The 16,583-nt window shown below is 64.3% G+C and carries 10 protein-coding genes; 8 read left to right on the top strand and 2 right to left on the bottom strand.

The window, feature by feature from the left end; genetic code table 11:
* Positions 1-20: 20 nt before the first annotated feature.
* The 3 genes from GM658_RS06845 to GM658_RS06855 all read left to right on the top strand — a co-directional run bounded on the left by GM658_RS06845 (position 21) and on the right by GM658_RS06855 (position 10,235).
* A complete protein-coding gene (locus GM658_RS06845; protein ID WP_155453270.1) occupies positions 21-5,894 on the top strand; it encodes an alpha-2-macroglobulin family protein in 5,874 nt (1,957 codons plus the stop codon).
* Positions 5,895-8,213 (top strand): penicillin-binding protein 1C, encoded by a 2,319-nt coding sequence (pbpC, locus tag GM658_RS06850; RefSeq protein ID WP_371865051.1) that lies wholly within the window; start codon positions 5,895-5,897, stop codon positions 8,211-8,213.
* A gap of 99 nt (positions 8,214-8,312) precedes the next feature.
* A complete protein-coding gene (locus GM658_RS06855; protein WP_211841825.1) occupies positions 8,313-10,235 on the top strand; it encodes an SPFH domain-containing protein in 1,923 nt (640 codons plus the stop codon).
* Between the two features lie 121 nt (positions 10,236-10,356).
* Here GM658_RS06855 and hemL read toward each other — a convergent pair whose 3' ends face one another.
* Both hemL and thiD read right to left on the bottom strand, forming a co-directional pair.
* Complete coding sequence (gene hemL, locus GM658_RS06860; protein WP_155453272.1) at positions 10,357-11,640, bottom strand: glutamate-1-semialdehyde 2,1-aminomutase; 1,284 nt, start codon at positions 11,638-11,640, stop codon at positions 10,357-10,359.
* Entirely contained in the window at positions 11,637-12,446 is an 810-nt protein-coding gene (gene thiD / locus GM658_RS06865; RefSeq protein ID WP_170298710.1) for a bifunctional hydroxymethylpyrimidine kinase/phosphomethylpyrimidine kinase, read from the bottom strand. Before thiD ends, hemL begins: the two co-directional genes overlap by 4 nt.
* 96 nt (positions 12,447-12,542) lie before the next feature.
* Between thiD and GM658_RS06870 the strand changes: the two genes are divergently transcribed.
* From GM658_RS06870 to GM658_RS06890, 5 genes are all read left to right on the top strand, one after another.
* Positions 12,543-12,695 (top strand): rubredoxin, encoded by a 153-nt coding sequence (locus GM658_RS06870; protein ID WP_028104578.1) that lies wholly within the window; start codon positions 12,543-12,545, stop codon positions 12,693-12,695.
* Between the two features lie 150 nt (positions 12,696-12,845).
* The gene (locus tag GM658_RS06875) at positions 12,846-13,247 is read left to right on the top strand and encodes a response regulator (protein ID WP_155453273.1); all 402 of its coding nucleotides are present in this window, start codon (positions 12,846-12,848) and stop codon (positions 13,245-13,247) included.
* A 21-nt stretch (positions 13,248-13,268) separates the two neighbouring features.
* Entirely contained in the window at positions 13,269-13,634 is a 366-nt protein-coding gene (locus GM658_RS06880) for a response regulator transcription factor (RefSeq protein ID WP_055929369.1), read from the top strand.
* A 3-nt stretch (positions 13,635-13,637) separates the two neighbouring features.
* A complete protein-coding gene (locus GM658_RS06885) occupies positions 13,638-14,183 on the top strand; it encodes a chemotaxis protein CheW (RefSeq protein ID WP_155453274.1) in 546 nt (181 codons plus the stop codon).
* 57 nt (positions 14,184-14,240) lie between these two features.
* Entirely contained in the window at positions 14,241-16,571 is a 2,331-nt protein-coding gene (locus GM658_RS06890; RefSeq protein ID WP_155453275.1) for a methyl-accepting chemotaxis protein, read from the top strand.
* The last annotated feature ends 12 nt before the right edge of the window (positions 16,572-16,583 follow it).

Below are 16,583 nucleotides of genomic sequence, written 5' to 3' on the forward strand. Positions count from 1 at the left end.
AATTGTCTAAGGGGAGCCGGATGAAGCGCATCTGGAATCTGCTCGTACGCCTTATCGCCACCATTTTCGGCAGTGTGTCCTGGTCTCCTCCCGCTTGGCTGCGCAACATCGGGCTGCGCTTGCAGCCGCTGCGCGCCTGGGCCGGACGCCACCTGCGCGTGATGGCGGCGCTGGCCGTCGTGGTCGTGGCAGGCCTGGCTGCCTACCCGGTCATCAAGAGCCGCATGCCATACATCAAGCCGGACAAGATCGCGTCCAGCGAGGCCGGCGTGCGCATCATTGCACCGGGCCGCACGGAGCTGGAAAACGACGGCCAGCCGCAAGCCCTTCGCATTGAATTCACCGCATCCGCCGCGCCGCTATCGAAGGTGGGGCGCGAGGCGACCGACGTGACGCTGTCGCCCGCCATCGCCGGCAAATGGACCTGGAATACCGACCATGAGCTGACTTTCCAGCCGGCCCAGGACTGGCCGGTCGGACAGAAGTACACGATCAAGTTCGGTCCCAAGGCCTTGTCTGCGCATGTGAAGGCGGAGAAGGAATATGAGTTTCAGACAGCACGCTTTGAAGTCACGCTTGCCAATGGCGAGTTTTACCAGGACCCGACGCAATTCAACCTGCGTAAGGGCGTGTTCGATGTGAAGTTCACGCACCCGGTGGCGCCGGCCGAATTCGAAAAGCGCCTGCACATGGACCTGGAAGGCAAGCCGACCAGGTTCACCCTCACTTACGACAAGTGGAAAGTCAGCGCCACCGTCCAGTCAGAGCCGCTTGCCATCCCGCAGGAAACGGCGACGCTCACGCTGCACATCGATTCGGGCGTCAAGGCCCAGCGCGGCGGCGACGGCACCCCGGAAGAAGTGACCAAGGCCGTCGCCGTGCCCGGCTTGTTCGGGCTGGAGGTGCAGTCGATCGAAACCCATATCCTCACCGGCCAGACCGGCGATATGGAAAATGTCTTGCAGTTCACCACCGGCATGGCCGTCAACGACAAGGAAGCGGCGCGCGTCATCAGCGCCTGGTCGCTGCCTGCCGCCACCAATGACAGCAAGAGCTGGGACGATCCGGCTGATGTCACGGAAGCCGTGCTGAAAAAGGCCAAGCGCCTGGCGCTGACGGCGCTGCCGCAGGAGCGCGACAACACCGAGGCCCATGCTTTCAAATTCGAGGCGGATCCGGGCAGCTTCATGTTCGTGCGCATCGCGCAGGGCATGAAATCGGTGGGCGGCTACCAACTGGGCCAGAAACGCGAGGCGATCCTGCAGGTGAAAGCCTCAGCGCCCGAGTTGTCCATCATGGGCACGGGGGCGCTGCTGGCGTTGAACGGCGAGCGCAAACTGCCGATCATGGTGCGCGACGTGCCGGGGGTGAAGATCGAGATCGGCCGCGTGCTGCCGCACCAGTTGCACTTCCTGGCCACGCATGCCGATGGCAACTTCGCCAAGCCCCAGTTCTACCAAGGCCTGACGCCGGACAGCCTGACCGAACGCTTCGAGAAGAAACTGCCGCTGAAACTCGCCCCGGGCAAAACACATTTCGAGACCATCGATTTTTCGGAATACCTGAAAACCGACGGCGCCGAGCGGCGCGGTATTTTCCTGGTCAAGATCAATGGCTACGACCCCTCCAAGGCCGACGATGGGCAGCAGCAGGACGCTCAGCAATCCGAACAATATGAGGGCGAAGGCGAGGGCGATGGCGAGCAGTACAACGGCGACGCTGGCGCCATGTCGGACAGCCGCCTGATCATGCTGACCGACCTTGGCCTGGTCAGCAAGCGTGCGCTGGATGGCTCGCAGCAGGTCTACGTCCAGTCCATCAGCAGCGGAACGCCGGTGGCCGGCGCCACGGTGGAAGTATGGGGCCGCAACGGCCTGGTGCTGCACACTCAGGCGACCGACGCAGGCGGCATGGTGCGCCTGCCGGACTTGCGCGGCTACACGCGTGAAAAACAGGCGGTGCTGCTGGTGGTGAAGAAGGCTGGCGATACCGCTTTCATGGCGCTGAACCGCAGCGACCGCGCGCTGGACATGTCGCGCTTCGACGTCGGCGGCACCCATAGCGGCGGCCTGCCGAACCAGATGCGCGCCTATTTGTTCTCGGACCGCGGCATCTACCGCCCCGGCGACACCATCCAGGCCGGCATCATCGTCAAAAGCGGCGACTGGAGCCAGAACCTGAAGGACTTGCCGGTGGAGGCTGAAGTGGTCGATGCGCGCGGCCAGACCGTGCGGCGCGAAAAGCTCAAGCTTGGCGCGGCCGGCATGGCGGAAATCTCGCATCCGACGCTGGATAGCGCGCCGACCGGCACCTACACCATCTACCTGAACCTGCCGCGCGACGGCGCGCAGGGCGAGCCGGTGCGCCTTGGCTCGACCACGGTCAAGGTGCAGGAATTCCTGCCGGACCGCACCAAGGTTGCGCTCAAGCTGTCGGCCGACGCGGGCGATGGCTGGGTCAGCCCGCAGTCGCTGACGGCGCAGATGAATGTGCAGAACCTGTTCGGCACCCCGGCGCCGAACCGCAAGGTGGAAGCGGTGGTGACGCTGACACCTGCCTATCCGGCCTTCGCCTCCTGGCCGGGCTACAGCTTCTATGACCCGCAGCGCGCCAAGGACCGTTTCACCGACACCATTGCGGACCAGAAGACGGACGACAAGGGGGATCTGAGCTTCGACCTGGGCCTGCACCGCTACCAGTCGGCTACCTACCAGCTGCACGTGCTGGCCAAAGCCTTCGAACCGGAGGGCGGCCGCAGCGTGAGCGCCGAGGTGCAGGCGCTGGTGTCCGATGCGCCTTACCTGGTGGGTTACAAGGCCGACGGCGATCTGTATTACATCAACCGCGGCGCAGTGCGCAATGTGCACCTGATCGCGATTGACCCGAAAGCGAAGAAGACCGCCGTTGCCGGCCTGACGCTGGAGCGTTACGAAAATCGCGTGCTGTCGGTGCTGGTGAAACAGGCCAACGGCTTGTTCAAGTACGAATCGCGCAGCAAGGACGTGCTGCTGAAGACCGAACCGTTCGCCATCGCGGCGGGCGGTACGCAGCTGGCGCCGGCGACCGACACGCCGGGCAACTTCACCTATGTGGTCAAGAATGCCCAGGGCGCGCAGTTGGCGGAGTTCCGCTACAGCGTGGCTGGCACGGGCAATGTCACGCGCAGCCTGGATCGCAACGCCGAACTGCAGCTTACCCTGAACAAGAAGGATTACCAGCCCGGCGAGGAAATCGAGATCAGCGTGCGCGCGCCGTACACCGGGGCCGGCCTGATCACGATCGAGCGCGACAAGGTCTATGCCTACAAGTGGTTCAAGGCCGATAAGAATGCCTCGGTGCAGAAGATCACGCTGCCGAAGGACTATGACGGCAACGGCTATGTGATGGTGCAGTACACGCGCGATCCGTCCTCCGACGAGATTTACATGAGCCCCTTGAGCTACGGCGCGGCGCCGTTCGCGACGAGCCTGGATCGCCGTACCACCAAGTTCTCGCTGAAGGCGCCGGAGCTGGTCAAGCCGGGGCAGACGGTGCAATTCCACCTGGATTCGCCCAAGCCGGTGCGCGCCGTGGTGTTCGCGGTGGATGAGGGCATCCTGCAGGTGGCGCGCTACAAGAATCCTGATCCGCTGCAGTACTTCTTCCAGAAACGCGCGCTGGAAGTGACGACAGCGCAGACGCTGGACCAGATCCTGCCGGAATTCCGCAAACTGATGCAGGGCGCGGCGCCGGGCGGCGACGGCGACAGCGAAGCGGGCAAGCACCTCAACCCGTTCAAGCGCAAGCGCGACAAGCCGGTGGCTTACTGGTCGGGCATAGTGGATGTGCAGGGCGGCCGCGATTTCAGCTACACGGTGCCGGAATACTTCAACGGCAGCCTGCGTGTGATGGCGGTGGTGGTGGACGACACCTCGGCTGCCGCAGCCAGCACCAAGACCACGGTGCGCGGCGATATCGTGCTGCTGCCGAACGTGCCGGTGGCCTTGACGCCGGGCGATGAGGCCGAAGTGGGCGTCGGCGTGGCGAACAATATCAAGGGCTCGGGCAAGGGCACGCCTGTGGCGCTCACGCTGCAGGTGGCGCCGGCGCTGGAAGTGGTCGGCAAGGCACAGGTCACGCTCGCCATCAACGAAGGTGGCGAAGCTACCGCGCGCTTCCGCGTGCGCGCCCGCAGCGGCGCGCAGGCGCAACTGGGTTCGGCCAGCGTGGTGTTCAATGCGCAGTACCAGGAGCGCAAGGCCAGGCTGTCGACCGATTTGTCGGTGCGCCCGGCTTCGGCGCTGGTGACGCTGGTGCAGAGCGGCCGCTTCAAAGGCGGCGGCGAAATCGCGACCCAAGGCCAGTTCTATCCGCAGATGCAGCGCAGCGAGCTGTCGGTCTCCGCGACACCATGGTCGCTGGCCTCGGGCATGGTGCGCTACCTGCAGGAATACCCGTATGGCTGCACCGAGCAGATTGTCAGCCAGATGATGCCGACGGTGCTGCTGGCCAACCGTCCCGACGTCGCCAAGGAGATGCAGGCTGCCGGCAAGGCCGGCGGCGCCGCGCTCGATCCGAAGAAGGGCTTCGAGCGTACGCTCACCGTCCTGCGTTCGCGCCAGACGGGCGACGGCGGGTTTGGCCTGTATTCGCCGGGCGAGACGGCGCATCCATTTGCCACCGTGTATGCGGTGCAGATGCTGCTGGAGGCGCGCGAGCACAAGATGCAGGTGCCGGAAGACGTGCTGGCGCGTTCGCTGGCCTGGATGCAGAACTACGTTGCGCGCGGCGGCGACGAGCGCTACGACTGGCGCACCCGCGCCCAGGCGGCCTATCTCCTGACCCGCAGCGGCGCCGTGACGACGGCGGCGCTGGTGAACCTGCGCGGCAACATGCCCAGGGAAATGCGCAATTCCCCGGGCGGCGATACTGACCTCGGCAACGCCTACCTGGCGGCTAGCTACCAGATCCTGAAGCAGGACCAGGTGGCGCGCCAGCTGCTCGATCCGTTATGGACGGACATGCTGGACCGGCTGGCGAAAAAGGACCAGTTCAAGAGCTATGGCTGGTATTACGATTCGCTGGTGCATGACGCCACGCTGGTGACCCTGGTGGCACGCCACTTCCCGCAGCGCCTGAAGGACCTGCCACCCGAAGTGTTCGACCGCATGGCCGCCTGGATGAGCGACGGCTGGTATAGCAGCCTGTCGTCGGCTTCCGTTGTCACTGCGGTTGATGCCTACAGCAACGCCGCTGCAAATGGCGCCGCCGGCGCCATCACGGCCAAGGCCATCGACCGCCAGGGCAAGGAAAAAGCGCTGGAACTGAGCGCGCTGAAATTGATTGCCAGGACGGCGGTACCGGCGGATGCAGCGAAGCTGAAGCTTGGCAGCAGCGGCGGCCTGCCCCTCTACTACGCGCTGGCGGAAACCGGCTTCGAGCGCAATATCCCGAGCACTGCGGCGTCCAACGGCATCGAAATCATCCGCGAATTCGTCGATGCCGCCGGCAAGCCTCTGTCTGAAGTCACGCTGGGCGACGAGGTGACGGTGCGCGTGCGGGTGCGCGCCGTCGGCCGCCGGGAAGTGCAGCAGGTCGCGCTGGTGGATGTGCTGCCGGGCGGCCTGGAGCCGGTGCTCAGCAGCCCTTCGGATGAGGACTCCGATGCGCCGTTGTGGCAGCGCCGTGTCGGCACCAAGGGCTGGAGCTGGAACGTCGATTACGTCGACATGCGTGAAGACCGCGTCATCATCTTCGGCAACGTGGGCAGCAGCCAGACCGAGATCACCTACAAGGTACGGGCCACCAACGTCGGTGAGTTCGTGGTGCCGGGCGCATTCGGCGAGGCGATGTACGAGCGCAAGGTGTTTGGCCGCTCGGCCGGTTCGAAACTCGTGATCAAGGACCGCAAGTAAGTGCTGCAAGGCCTGCGCAACCTGGCTGCCCGCTGGCGGCGCACCGCCCGCTTCGCCGGCGCCTGTGCGCTGGCCGCACTGGCGCTGGTGTTGCTGCGCGTATGGCCGCATCAGGCCTTGCTGGCCGGCCAGCCCTGGTCGCATGCCGTCCATGCCAGCGGCGGCGAGCTGTTGCGCTTGACGCTGGCCGCGGACGACCAGTTCCGCCAGCCCTTGCGGCTGGGGGACATGCCGGCGGCCCTGCCGGAATCTGTGCTGCTGTACGAGGACCGCTGGTACTACTGGCACCCCGGCGTCAATCCGCTTGCGCTGGTGCGCAGCGCCTGGTCCAGCGCCACCGGCACGCGCCGCCAGGGCGGCTCCACCATTACCATGCAGCTGGCGCGCCGCCTGTACCGCATCGACAGCCGCAGCGTCGGCGGGAAGCTGAAGCAGGCCGCCGCCGCGCTGTGGATCGAAGCGCGCTACGGCAAACGGGAAATCCTGGAGGCATACCTCAATCTCGCACCTTACGGCGGCAACGTGGAGGGCGTGGGCGCGGCCAGCCTGGTCTACTTCCGCAAAAGCGCGGCCTCGCTGGTACTGCCGGAGATGCTGGCGCTGGCCGTCATCCCGCAGAACCCGCGCCAGCGGCTGGTGGGAGCGGGAGCGCCCGGCGCCCTGCGCGCCGCGCGTGCACGCCTGTGGCAGCGCTGGCAGGAACGGCATCCGGATGACCGCCGCTGGCAGGCCGACATGCAGCTGGCCCTGCATACCGAAGGCAAGGCCAATATGCCTTTCCTCGCGCCGCATCTGGTCGATTTGCTGTTGCACGAACAGCAGCAGGGGCAAGAGACGCAGGGCGAAATCGACTCGAGCCTCGACCTGCGAGCGCAGCGCGTGCTGGAACGCGTGATCGGCGACTACCTGCGCTCGCGGGCCGAGACGGGGGTGGTCAATGCCAGCGCCATGCTGGTCGATACCTCGACCATGCAGGTGCGCGCCCTGGTGGGATCGGCGGACTACGGCAACTCCGCGATTGCGGGCCAGGTCAATGGCACGCTGGGCCGCCGCTCGCCCGGCTCCACGCTCAAGCCCTTCATCTATGGCCTGGCGCTGGACCAGGGCTTGCTGCATCCGAAAACCGTGCTGCGCGATACTCCCTCCGCATTCGGCGCCTTCACGCCGGAGAATTTCGATGGCCGTTTCGTCGGCCCGCTGGCGGCGGAAGACGCCTTGATCCGCAGCCGCAACGTGCCCGCCGTCGCGGTCGCGGCGAAGCTGTCACGCCCCGACCTGTACGATTTCCTCAAGCAGGCCGGCGTAGCGCACATGGAGTCGCGCGAACACTACGGACTGGCGCTGGTGCTGGGCGGCGGTGAAGTATCGATGGAGGAACTGGTGCAGATGTACGCCATGCTCGCCAACGGCGGCGAGTGGCGGCCGGTCACCTATCGCGGCGTTGCAGCGCCGGGGCAGCAGCGCCGCCTGCTCAGCGAAGAAGCCTCATACATCACGCTCGACATGCTGCGCCGTAATCCGCGCCCGGATACCTCCGCCCCCGGCCAGCCGGCAATCGCCTGGAAGACCGGCACCTCCTGGGGTTTCCGCGATGCGTGGACGGCAGGCGTGTTCGGCCGCTACGCGCTGGCCGTCTGGCTGGGCAATTTCGACGGCGCCGGCAACCCGGCGCTGGTGGGCGTCGACATGGCCGCGCCGCTGTTCATGCGCATCGTCGACGCCTTGCGCGCCGAACGGCTCGACCCAGGCCCCGTGCCGCGCGCACTGCCGCAGGACCTGCGGCTGGTGGAGGTATGCGCTGCCAGCGGCGACCTGCCCGACGAGACTTGCCCGCGCGTGGTGCAGTCCTGGTTCATCGCCGGCAAATCGCCGATCAAGCGCAACACGCTGCATCGCCAGGTATGGATCGACAAGGACAAGGGCACGCTGGCTTGCAAGCAGGGCCCTAACACCGTGGCCAAGACGGTCGAGGCCTGGACTTCCGACGTACAGCAGCTGATGCGCCAGGCCGGCCTGCCTTTGCGCGACACCAGCGCCTGCGGCGGCGATGGCGACAGCGCGCCGCGCATTCTCCAGCCCCTGCGCGGTGTGCGCCACATCGTGCGCGCCGCACATCCCGAACCGATCCTGCTGGTGGCGCAGGCCGCGGGCGACGTGCGCGAATTGTTCTGGTTCGTCGATGGTGCGCTGGTTGGCCGCGCCGCGCCCGGCGAGACCGTGGCCTGGAAACCGGCCGGCCCTGGCCACCACACCGTGCGCGTGGCCGACAGCAACGGCCATGCCGACACGCGCGATATTGATATCGACCTGGTGCCCTGACGTTTACACCGCGTTTACGCCGGTGTAATGGAGATTTACACCATCTTTATGCGTCCCTCGATAAGCTGATCCTGTCGCTTATCTATGAAAGGACGACGTATGTTGCAGTACTATTTGATTGCTGGCCTGGTGGTGTTGATCATCCTGGTCATTGCCAGCAACTGCATTGTTTACATCCCCAACGAAAAGCTTGGCATCGTTGAGAAAAAATGGTCCGGGCGCGGTTCGGTGCAGGGCGGCTTTATCGCACTGAATGGCGAAGCCGGCTTCCAGCCTGCCGTCCTGCGCGGCGGTTTCCACCTGTTCTTCCCCTTCCAGTACCGTGTGCATCGCCACGACCTGGTGACCATCCAGCAAGGGACGCTGGCCTATGTGTTCGCGCGTGACGGCTTGCCGATGGCGCCAAGCCAGAACCTGGCCTGCAACAAGGCCGCCAATGATTTCACCGACGTGCGCGCCTTCCTCGACAACGGCGGCCAGAAAGGCTTGCAACGCAAGATCATGCGCGAAGGTACCTATGCCATCAACCTGGCGCAATTCGTCGTGCTGACCGAAGACCGCGTGTATGCCTTGCGCCTGCCCGGCGACGGCAACATCAACAGCAAGGGTGAAGTCGTGGGCTCGCTGGCGGCGGTGCTGGAAGACCTGTCCTCGCGCGGCGGCTTCCGCCCGCTGGTGATCCGCGAAGACAAGCTGGCCGTGGTCACCACGCATGAAGGCCGCTCGCTGCCGGAAGGTACCATTGTCGCCCCTGTGGTTGCAGGCGATCACCGCGATTACCAGGAGCCTGAGGCCTTCATCGACCATGGCGGCTTCAAAGGACGCCAACTGCAGGTTCTGGTGGAAGGTACCTACTACCTGAACGCCCGCTTCGCGACGCACGAGATCGTGGCCAAGACCATCGTGCCAGTCGGCTTCGTCGGCGTCGTGGTGTCTTATACCGGCAAGGAAGGCAACGACATCACCGGCGAGAGCTATCGCCACGGTGAACTGGTCGGCGACGACGAGAAGGGCGTGCAGGCGACGCCGCTGCTGCCTGGCAAATACGCGCTGAACCCGTACGCCAAGAAAGTGATCGAAGTGCCGACCACGAACTTCATCCTGAAATGGCAGGCAGGCCAGGTCGGATCGCATGAACTGGACCGCAGCCTGTCGGAGATTTCGCTGATCACGAAGGATGCTTTCGAGCCCGACCTGCCTTTGTCGGTAGTGGTCAATATCGACTACAAGATGGCGCCGCTGGTCATCCAGCGCTTTGGCGATATCCGCCGCCTGGTGGAGCAGACGCTGGACCCGATGGTCGCCGCCTACTTCAAGAATATCGGCCAGGGCAAAACGCTGATCGAGCTGCTGCAGGAACGTTCCGACATCCAGGAGCGCGCCAAGGAGGAAATGCGCCGTAATTTCGCAGGCTACAACCTGACGCTGAACGAAGTGCTGATTGGTACGCCGCGCGCCAAACAAGGCGACACGCAGATCGAGACGATCTTGCGCCAGCTGCGTGAACGCCAGGTGTCGCGTGAACAGCTCGAGACGTACAAGACCAAGGAAGCAGCGGCGGTGCAGGAACGCATCCTGCGCGAAGCGGAAGCGCGCGCCAGCCAGCAGACCTCGATCACGCAGTCCGAGCTGGCGGTGAAGATTGCCGAGAACAACGGTTCCGCCGCCGTGCAGAAGGCCATCAAGTCAGCTGAGGAAGCGCGCCAGATGGCAGCCGGTTCCGCCGACGCCAAGCGCAAGCTGGCCGAAGCCGAGGCGTACCAAGTAGCAGCGATTGGCCAGGCGCAAGCCAAGGCAACCGAGATGAACGTCGCCGCCTATGGCGGCCCTGAGCTGCAGTTCCAGCAGACGGTGCTGATGCGATTTGCGGAAGCGATCGAGCGCGGCCAGGTGCAACTGGTGCCCTCGATCCAGGTCGGCGGCAGCGGCCAGGGCAGCGGCAGCGCCATCGACGCCTTCATGGCGATGGCAGTGAAGGAAATGGCAGCGCGCCAGCTCAAGCAAGAGCAGCCCGCCGCCTAAGCCGAGCCCGTGTCCCACCATGGGGTCACACCCGAAATGGGACACGGGCTCTAGTGTTATGCACTTGAGTTCGTGTCCCGAAACGGGTGTGACCCCAGGGTGGGACACGAGCTCGGCTGTATTACAGGGCGGCGAAGACTTTCTTGGCGGCGGCGATGGTGGCGTCGATCACGGCGTCGTCGTGCTGGGCGCTGACGAAGCCGGCTTCGAAGGCGGCCGGGGCGAAGTAGACGCCTTCGTCCAGCATCTTGTGGAAGAAGACGTTGAACTTCTCGCGGTCGCCGGCCATCATTTCTGCGTAGTTGTTCGGTGGGGTGGCGCTGAAGTACAGGCCGAACATGCCGCCTTCGGCGTCGGCGCAGAAGGTGACGCCGGCTTCTTTGGCGGCGGCGGTCAGGCCGTCGGCCAGGCGGCGCGCGCTGCGGGCCAGGCCTTCGTAGAAGCCGGGTTGCTGGATCAGCTTCAGGGTGGTCATGCCGGCCGCCACGGCAACCGGGTTGCCGGACAGGGTGCCGGCCTGGTACACGGCGCCGACCGGCGACATTTTCGACATCAGTTCTTTGGAACCGCCAAAAGCCGCCACCGGCAGGCCGCCGCCAATCACCTTGCCCAGGGCAGTCAGGTCGGGCTTGATGCCGTACAGCGCCTGCGCGCCACCCAGGCCGACGCGGAAGCCGCACATCACTTCGTCGAAGATCAGGATGGCGCCGTGCCTGGTGCACAGCTCGCGCAGCGCGCCCAGGAATTCCGGCGTGCCTTTGATCAGGTTCATATTGCCGGCCACCGGTTCCACGATCACGCAGGCGATTTCGTCGCCGTATTCTTCAAACGCGGCGCGGATGGCGTCCACGTTGTTGTAGTCCAGCACCAGGGTGTGCTTCACGAAGTCTTCCGGTACGCCGGCCGAAGTCGGGTTGCCGAAGGTGAGCAGGCCGCTGCCGGCTTTCACCAGCAGGGAGTCGGCGTGGCCGTGGTAGCAGCCTTCGAACTTGATGATCTTGTCGCGGCCGGTGGCGCCGCGCGCCAGGCGCAGGGCGCTCATGGTCGCTTCCGTGCCGGAGGAGACCAGGCGCACCTGTTCGATCGACGGCACCAGGCGGCAGATTTCTTCCGCCATCTCGATTTCAGCTTCGGTCGGGGCGCCGAAGGACAGGCCGCGGGTGGCCGCTTCCTGCACCGCCTTCACCACCTCGGGATGGGCGTGGCCGACAATCGCCGGGCCCCAGGAGCCGATGTAGTCGATATAGCGCTTGCCGTCCGCATCCCAGAAGTAGGGGCCTTCGGCGCGGGTGATGAAGCGCGGCGTGCCGCCCACGGAACGGAAGGCGCGCACCGGCGAGTTGACGCCGCCTGGGGTGGATTTCTGGGCGCGTTCGAACAGGATGTCGTTTTTCGAAGTAGTCATGGCTTGAAGAATCGATTGGGGACAAAGCGCCCCATGCCATAGCGTTGGGCATGGAGCAGGGTCTGGTAGGTGTATTGCTCGGCGCGTTCCACCGCTTCCGGCACGGCCAGGCCGTGCGCCAGATAGGCGGCAATCGCGGCCGACAAGGTGCCGCCGGCGCCGACGAAGGGGCCCGGCAGGTGCTGCCATTTGTCGTGGCGCAGCACGCCTTCGCTGCTGTACAGGGTGTTGGCGCGCTGGCCGCTGCCGGCATTGGTGCCGGTCACCAGCACGTATTCGCAGCCGAGGTCGATCAGGTGTTCGGCGTCGTCGGCCATGGTTTCGCCGTTGCCCAGGTCGCGCCAGGTTTCGGCCATGCGCGCCAGTTCCACTTCGGACAGCATCAGCAGCGTGGCCTGCGGCACCAGCAGCTGGCGCAGTACGGTCAGGAATTCTTCGGGATCGTCTTCGTCGCTTGGCTGCGGCAGCTGGCTGCCGAAGGGATCGAGCACCAGGGGCGCGTCAGGATAGTCGGAGACGATTTCAGCCAGGGTGGAGACGTGTTCCAGGTGGTCCAGGGCGCCAATCTTGAACGCTTGCACCGGCACGTCTTCCAGCACCATGCGGGCCTGGTCGGCCACCCAGTCGGGGTCGACGTGCTGCTGTTCTTCGACGCGGGCGCTGTCACCGACCAGCAGGGCGGTGGTGGCGGACAGGCCGCGGCAGCCCAGGGCATTGAACACGGCCAGGTCGGCATGTACGCCGACCGCACCGACCGGATCGGCCACGCCAAAAGTCAGGATCAGGGGAGATGTTTGGTTTTGCACGGCGGGTAGATTAAGATACCTAATTCAGCATTTTACTTTATTAGAAGGTGACTCAACGTGAGCAGCAATGAACCAAGCCAGGAATTCCAAAGCTGGATGTGCCTGATCTGTGGCTGGATTTATGACGAAGCCGCCGGCTTGCCGGAAGAGGGCATCGCGCCCGGCACCCGCTGGGCCGACGTGCCGATGAACTGGACTTGCCCCGAATGCGGCGCGCGCAAGGATGATTTCGAGATGGTGGCCATCTAAAAAGTTAATCCGGCGTCAATTGAGTTTCAATTTACTCAAATAGTGTTTCAAAGCTATCAAATAAATAAGTGTTTCTTTTAAGCAGCAGACGCTCCTAAGCGACTGTCCCCTGTGCTATCGTAGCGAGAATATAGGGTAACTGACTCACAAATGACGACTACACCGCAAGGAAATGGCTTGAAAATCATGGTTATCGACGATAGCAGCACCATTCGTCGATCCGCGGAAATTTTCCTGACCCAGGCGGGTTACCAGGTGGTATTGGCCGAGGACGGTTTCGATGCGCTGGCCAAGATCAACGACCATCAACCGTCGTTGATCTTCTGCGACATCCTGATGCCGCGCCTGGATGGTTACCAGACCTGCGCCCTGATCAAAAAGAGTGCGAAGTTCCATTCCACCCCAGTGCTGATGCTCTCCTCCAAGGATGGCCTGTTCGACCGCGCGCGCGGCGCCATGGTCGGTTCGGCTGCCTACCTGACCAAACCCTTCACAAAAGATAGCCTGTTGACTGCAGTGCGAGAGCACACTGCGGCCGCCAGTGCGCAATAAACGTATTACAGAGAGTAAAGCATGGCAATTCAACGAATCCTGATCGTCGACGACTCCCCAACCGAGCGTTATTACCTGACCGATATCCTGGTGCGTAGCGGTTTCACCGTTTCCACCGCTGAAAATGGCGAAGAAGCCATGGCCAAGATCAAGGCCGACAAGCCGCAACTGATCCTGATGGACGTGGTGATGCCTGGCCAGAACGGCTTCCAGGTCACGCGCGCCATCGCCAAGGACCCGGAACTGCAGGATGTGCCGATCATCATCTGCTCGTCCAAGAACCAGGAAACCGACCGCATCTGGGGCATCCGCCAGGGCGCCAAGGACTACCTGGTCAAGCCGGTCGACGCAGCCGAGCTGCTGGCCAAGATCGCCGCACTCGGTTAAGCGATGACGACCGAACAGCAGGCGCCGACGGGCGCAGAACGCCGCAGCCGCCTGCGGCAATACCAGGTTACGCTGCTGGAGCGCATGCAGGCCGCCAAGGCCGGCACCGGCAATGCCGGGCGCGAACTGGGCGTGCTGCTGGGCGGCCGGCGCTGCCTGCTGGACCTGACGCAGGTCGGTGAAATCGTTCCTTTCCAGGCCGTGACGGCGGTTCCGCTGTCGCAGGACTGGTACCGCGGCCTGGCAAATATCCGCGGCAACCTGGTCGGCGTGGTCGACCTGGCGCGCTACATGGGCGAGGCTGGCACCCAGCCCGGTCCGGACAGCCGCCTGGTGACGTTCGCCACCCACCTTGGCTTCAATTGCGCCATCCTGGCCGGCCGCGTGCTTGGCTTGCGCAACCTGGATGAAATGGTGGAACAAGCACCGGACAGCGGGCAACCTGCCTGGGGTAGCCAGCAATTCAACGACCGTGAAGCGCAGCAGTGGACCAGGCTGGACCTGGCCGAACTGGTGCGTGAAGCGCGGTTCCTGCAAGTCGGCCTGTAATTGCGACCCGCCAGGGGGCGGGCGCCACAATATCGTAAGCGATCGGGGGATGTAGTAATGGCATTTAAATTGTTCTCGCGCTCCGCACCGGAGACCAGCCCTGAGCTTGGCTCCAATTCGGAGTTTTCCAGTTTCAATAATTCGGCCTACGAGCAGCCCGGAGCGGCCGTTGCCGAAGCGGTTGCCGCACCTGAAGTGGCGGACAACGCCGCTGCCACGGCCGAAGCTGCCGAAGGGGCGCGCGGCCTGCTGGACCGCCTGCGTTCGAGCGCGATGGGCGAGGCCGCAGCCAACGTCAAGCTGCCCCTGATCGGCCACCTGCCCAGCGCACGCCAACTGAGCCTGCTGTCCACCACGCTGGGTGTGTCGATCCTGCTGTCGGTGGTGTTCGTGGCATGGAACGCCTACAACAGCGGCGTGGCGTCGACCCGTACCCAGATCGCTTCCGACGTGCTGATGCACTCGCAGCGTATCGGCAAGGCGGCGCCGAACGCGATTAAAGGCAACAAGGATGCGACCAAGCAGCTGGAAGAGAGCCGCAGCGAACTGAATCGCGCCTTGCTGACGCTGGCCGACGGCGGCCGCTACGCAGGCCACTCGGTGCTGTCGGCGCCGGGCGCGGTGCTGCCGGCGCTGAACGATGCCCGCAAGAAGTGGACCGCTTCCGACAAGGCCGCATCCACCATCGCCAAATACAAATGGGACCTGGCCGGCCTGGACGAGACCCTGCAAAAGCTGAACGCCATGTCGCCTGACCTGCTGTCGCTGACCGAGGAAGTGTCGTCGGCGCGCCTGAAGCAGGGCGGCAGCGCGAAGGAACTGGCGGCGCTGGGCAAGCTGGGCATGCTGACCCAGCGCATGAGCCGCAGCGCCTCGACCTTCCTGACCGAGGGCGGCATTTCCTCCTCCGAGACCGCATTCCAGCTGGGCCGCGACGCTACCGTGTTCCGCCAGACCGTGGACGGCTTCCTGGGCGGCAGCGATAGCCTCGGCCTGCCTTCCGTGAAGGACGCCGAGACCCGCGAAAACCTGCAAGCCCTGAAGAAGGGCTTCGAGGACTACGACAAGCTGGTCAAGTTCATTCTGGACCGTCTGGAAAAATTCTCCGCTGCGAAGAGCGCGGAACGACTGCTGTTCACCGAGAACGAAGACGTACGTGCCAGCTTTGCGACCCTGCAGGGCAAGCTGCGTGAGCAGCAGGACTCGCTGGGCCTGTCCTTCTGGCTGATGGTGGCCGGCCTGGTGGTGACCCTGATCTCCGCTGCGGCGATCGGCCGCGTGCTGCTGCTCGATTCGCAGAATCGTGGCCGCGCTTCCGAGCGCCGCCGCCAGGAAGCGGAAGCAATGCGCTTGAAAGCGCAGCAGCAGGAAGAAGAAACCAAGGCCATTAACGAGCAGAACCAGGCCGCAATTTTGCGCCTGATGAACGAACTGCAGGAAGTGGCGGACGGTGACTTGACTGTGCAGGCAACCGTGTCCGAAGACATTACCGGCGCGATCGCCGACTCGGTTAACTACACCGTGGAAGAGCTGCGCGGGCTGGTGGGCCGCGTGACCATCACCGCCGAGCAGGTGACGTCCGCATCGACCCACGCCCAGGGCATTTCCAACGACCTGCTGACCGCATCGGCGGCGCAGTCGAAAGAGATTCAGGACGCGTCCAACACCGTCGTGAAGATGGCCAACGAGATTACCGACGTGTCGCGCAGCGCGGCAGAATCGGCGGACGTTGCCCGCCAGTCGGTTGATGCGGCGCGCCAGGGTGCGGAAGCGGTGCAGAACGCGATCAAGGGTATGGACGAGATCCGCGAGCAGATCCAGGAAACCTCGAAGCGCATCAAGCGACTGGGTGAATCGTCGCAGGAGATTGGCGAAATTACCGAGCTGATTTCCGACATTACCGAACAGACCAACGTGCTGGCGCTGAACGCGGCGATCCAGGCGGCGTCGGCAGGCGAAGCAGGCCGAGGCTTCTCGGTGGTTGCGGAAGAGGTTCAGCGACTGGCGGAACGTTCCGCCGAAGCGGCCAAGCAGATCGGTGCGCTGGTGAAGACCATTCAGACCGACACCCACGACGCGGTGGCCGCTATGGAAAAATCCACGCAGGGTGTGGTTGAAGGTGCAAAACTGTCCGACGCGGCAGGTACCGCACTGCAGGACATCTCGCAGGTGTCGAACCGCCTGGCGGAGCTGATTCAGGGCATTTCCTATGCAACCGGCCAGCAGGCGACATCGGCAAACGGCGTTGCGCACAATATGCAGCACATCCTGCAGGTGACGCAGCAAACCCAGGACGGTACCCAGCAGACCGCAACGTCGGTTCGCAAACTGACCTCCCTGGCGCAGGAGCTGAAGAACTCCGTGTCGCGATTCCGAGTAAGTGCTTAATTAATAGATTCC

It is taken from the genome of Massilia eburnea (genome assembly GCF_009720745.1).
Classification (GTDB): Bacteria; Pseudomonadota; Gammaproteobacteria; order Burkholderiales; family Burkholderiaceae_D; genus Rugamonas; species Rugamonas eburnea.

Bases quoted from the DNA above. Each gene is read 5' to 3' on its own strand.
- GM658_RS06870 (WP_028104578.1), top strand. From the start codon at position 12,543: ATGTGCCTGATCTGTGGCTGGATTTATGACGAAGCCGCCGGCTTGCCG.
- hemL (WP_155453272.1), bottom strand. From the start codon at position 11,640: ATGACTACTTCGAAAAACGACATCCTGTTCGAACGCGCCCAGAAATCC.
- GM658_RS06890 (WP_155453275.1), top strand. From the start codon at position 14,241: ATGGCATTTAAATTGTTCTCGCGCTCCGCACCGGAGACCAGCCCTGAG.
- GM658_RS06855 (WP_211841825.1), top strand. From the start codon at position 8,313: ATGTTGCAGTACTATTTGATTGCTGGCCTGGTGGTGTTGATCATCCTG.
- GM658_RS06875 (WP_155453273.1), top strand. From the start codon at position 12,846: ATGACGACTACACCGCAAGGAAATGGCTTGAAAATCATGGTTATCGAC.
- GM658_RS06880 (WP_055929369.1), top strand. From the start codon at position 13,269: ATGGCAATTCAACGAATCCTGATCGTCGACGACTCCCCAACCGAGCGT.
- GM658_RS06885 (WP_155453274.1), top strand. From the start codon at position 13,638: ATGACGACCGAACAGCAGGCGCCGACGGGCGCAGAACGCCGCAGCCGC.
- GM658_RS06845 (WP_155453270.1), top strand. From the start codon at position 21: ATGAAGCGCATCTGGAATCTGCTCGTACGCCTTATCGCCACCATTTTC.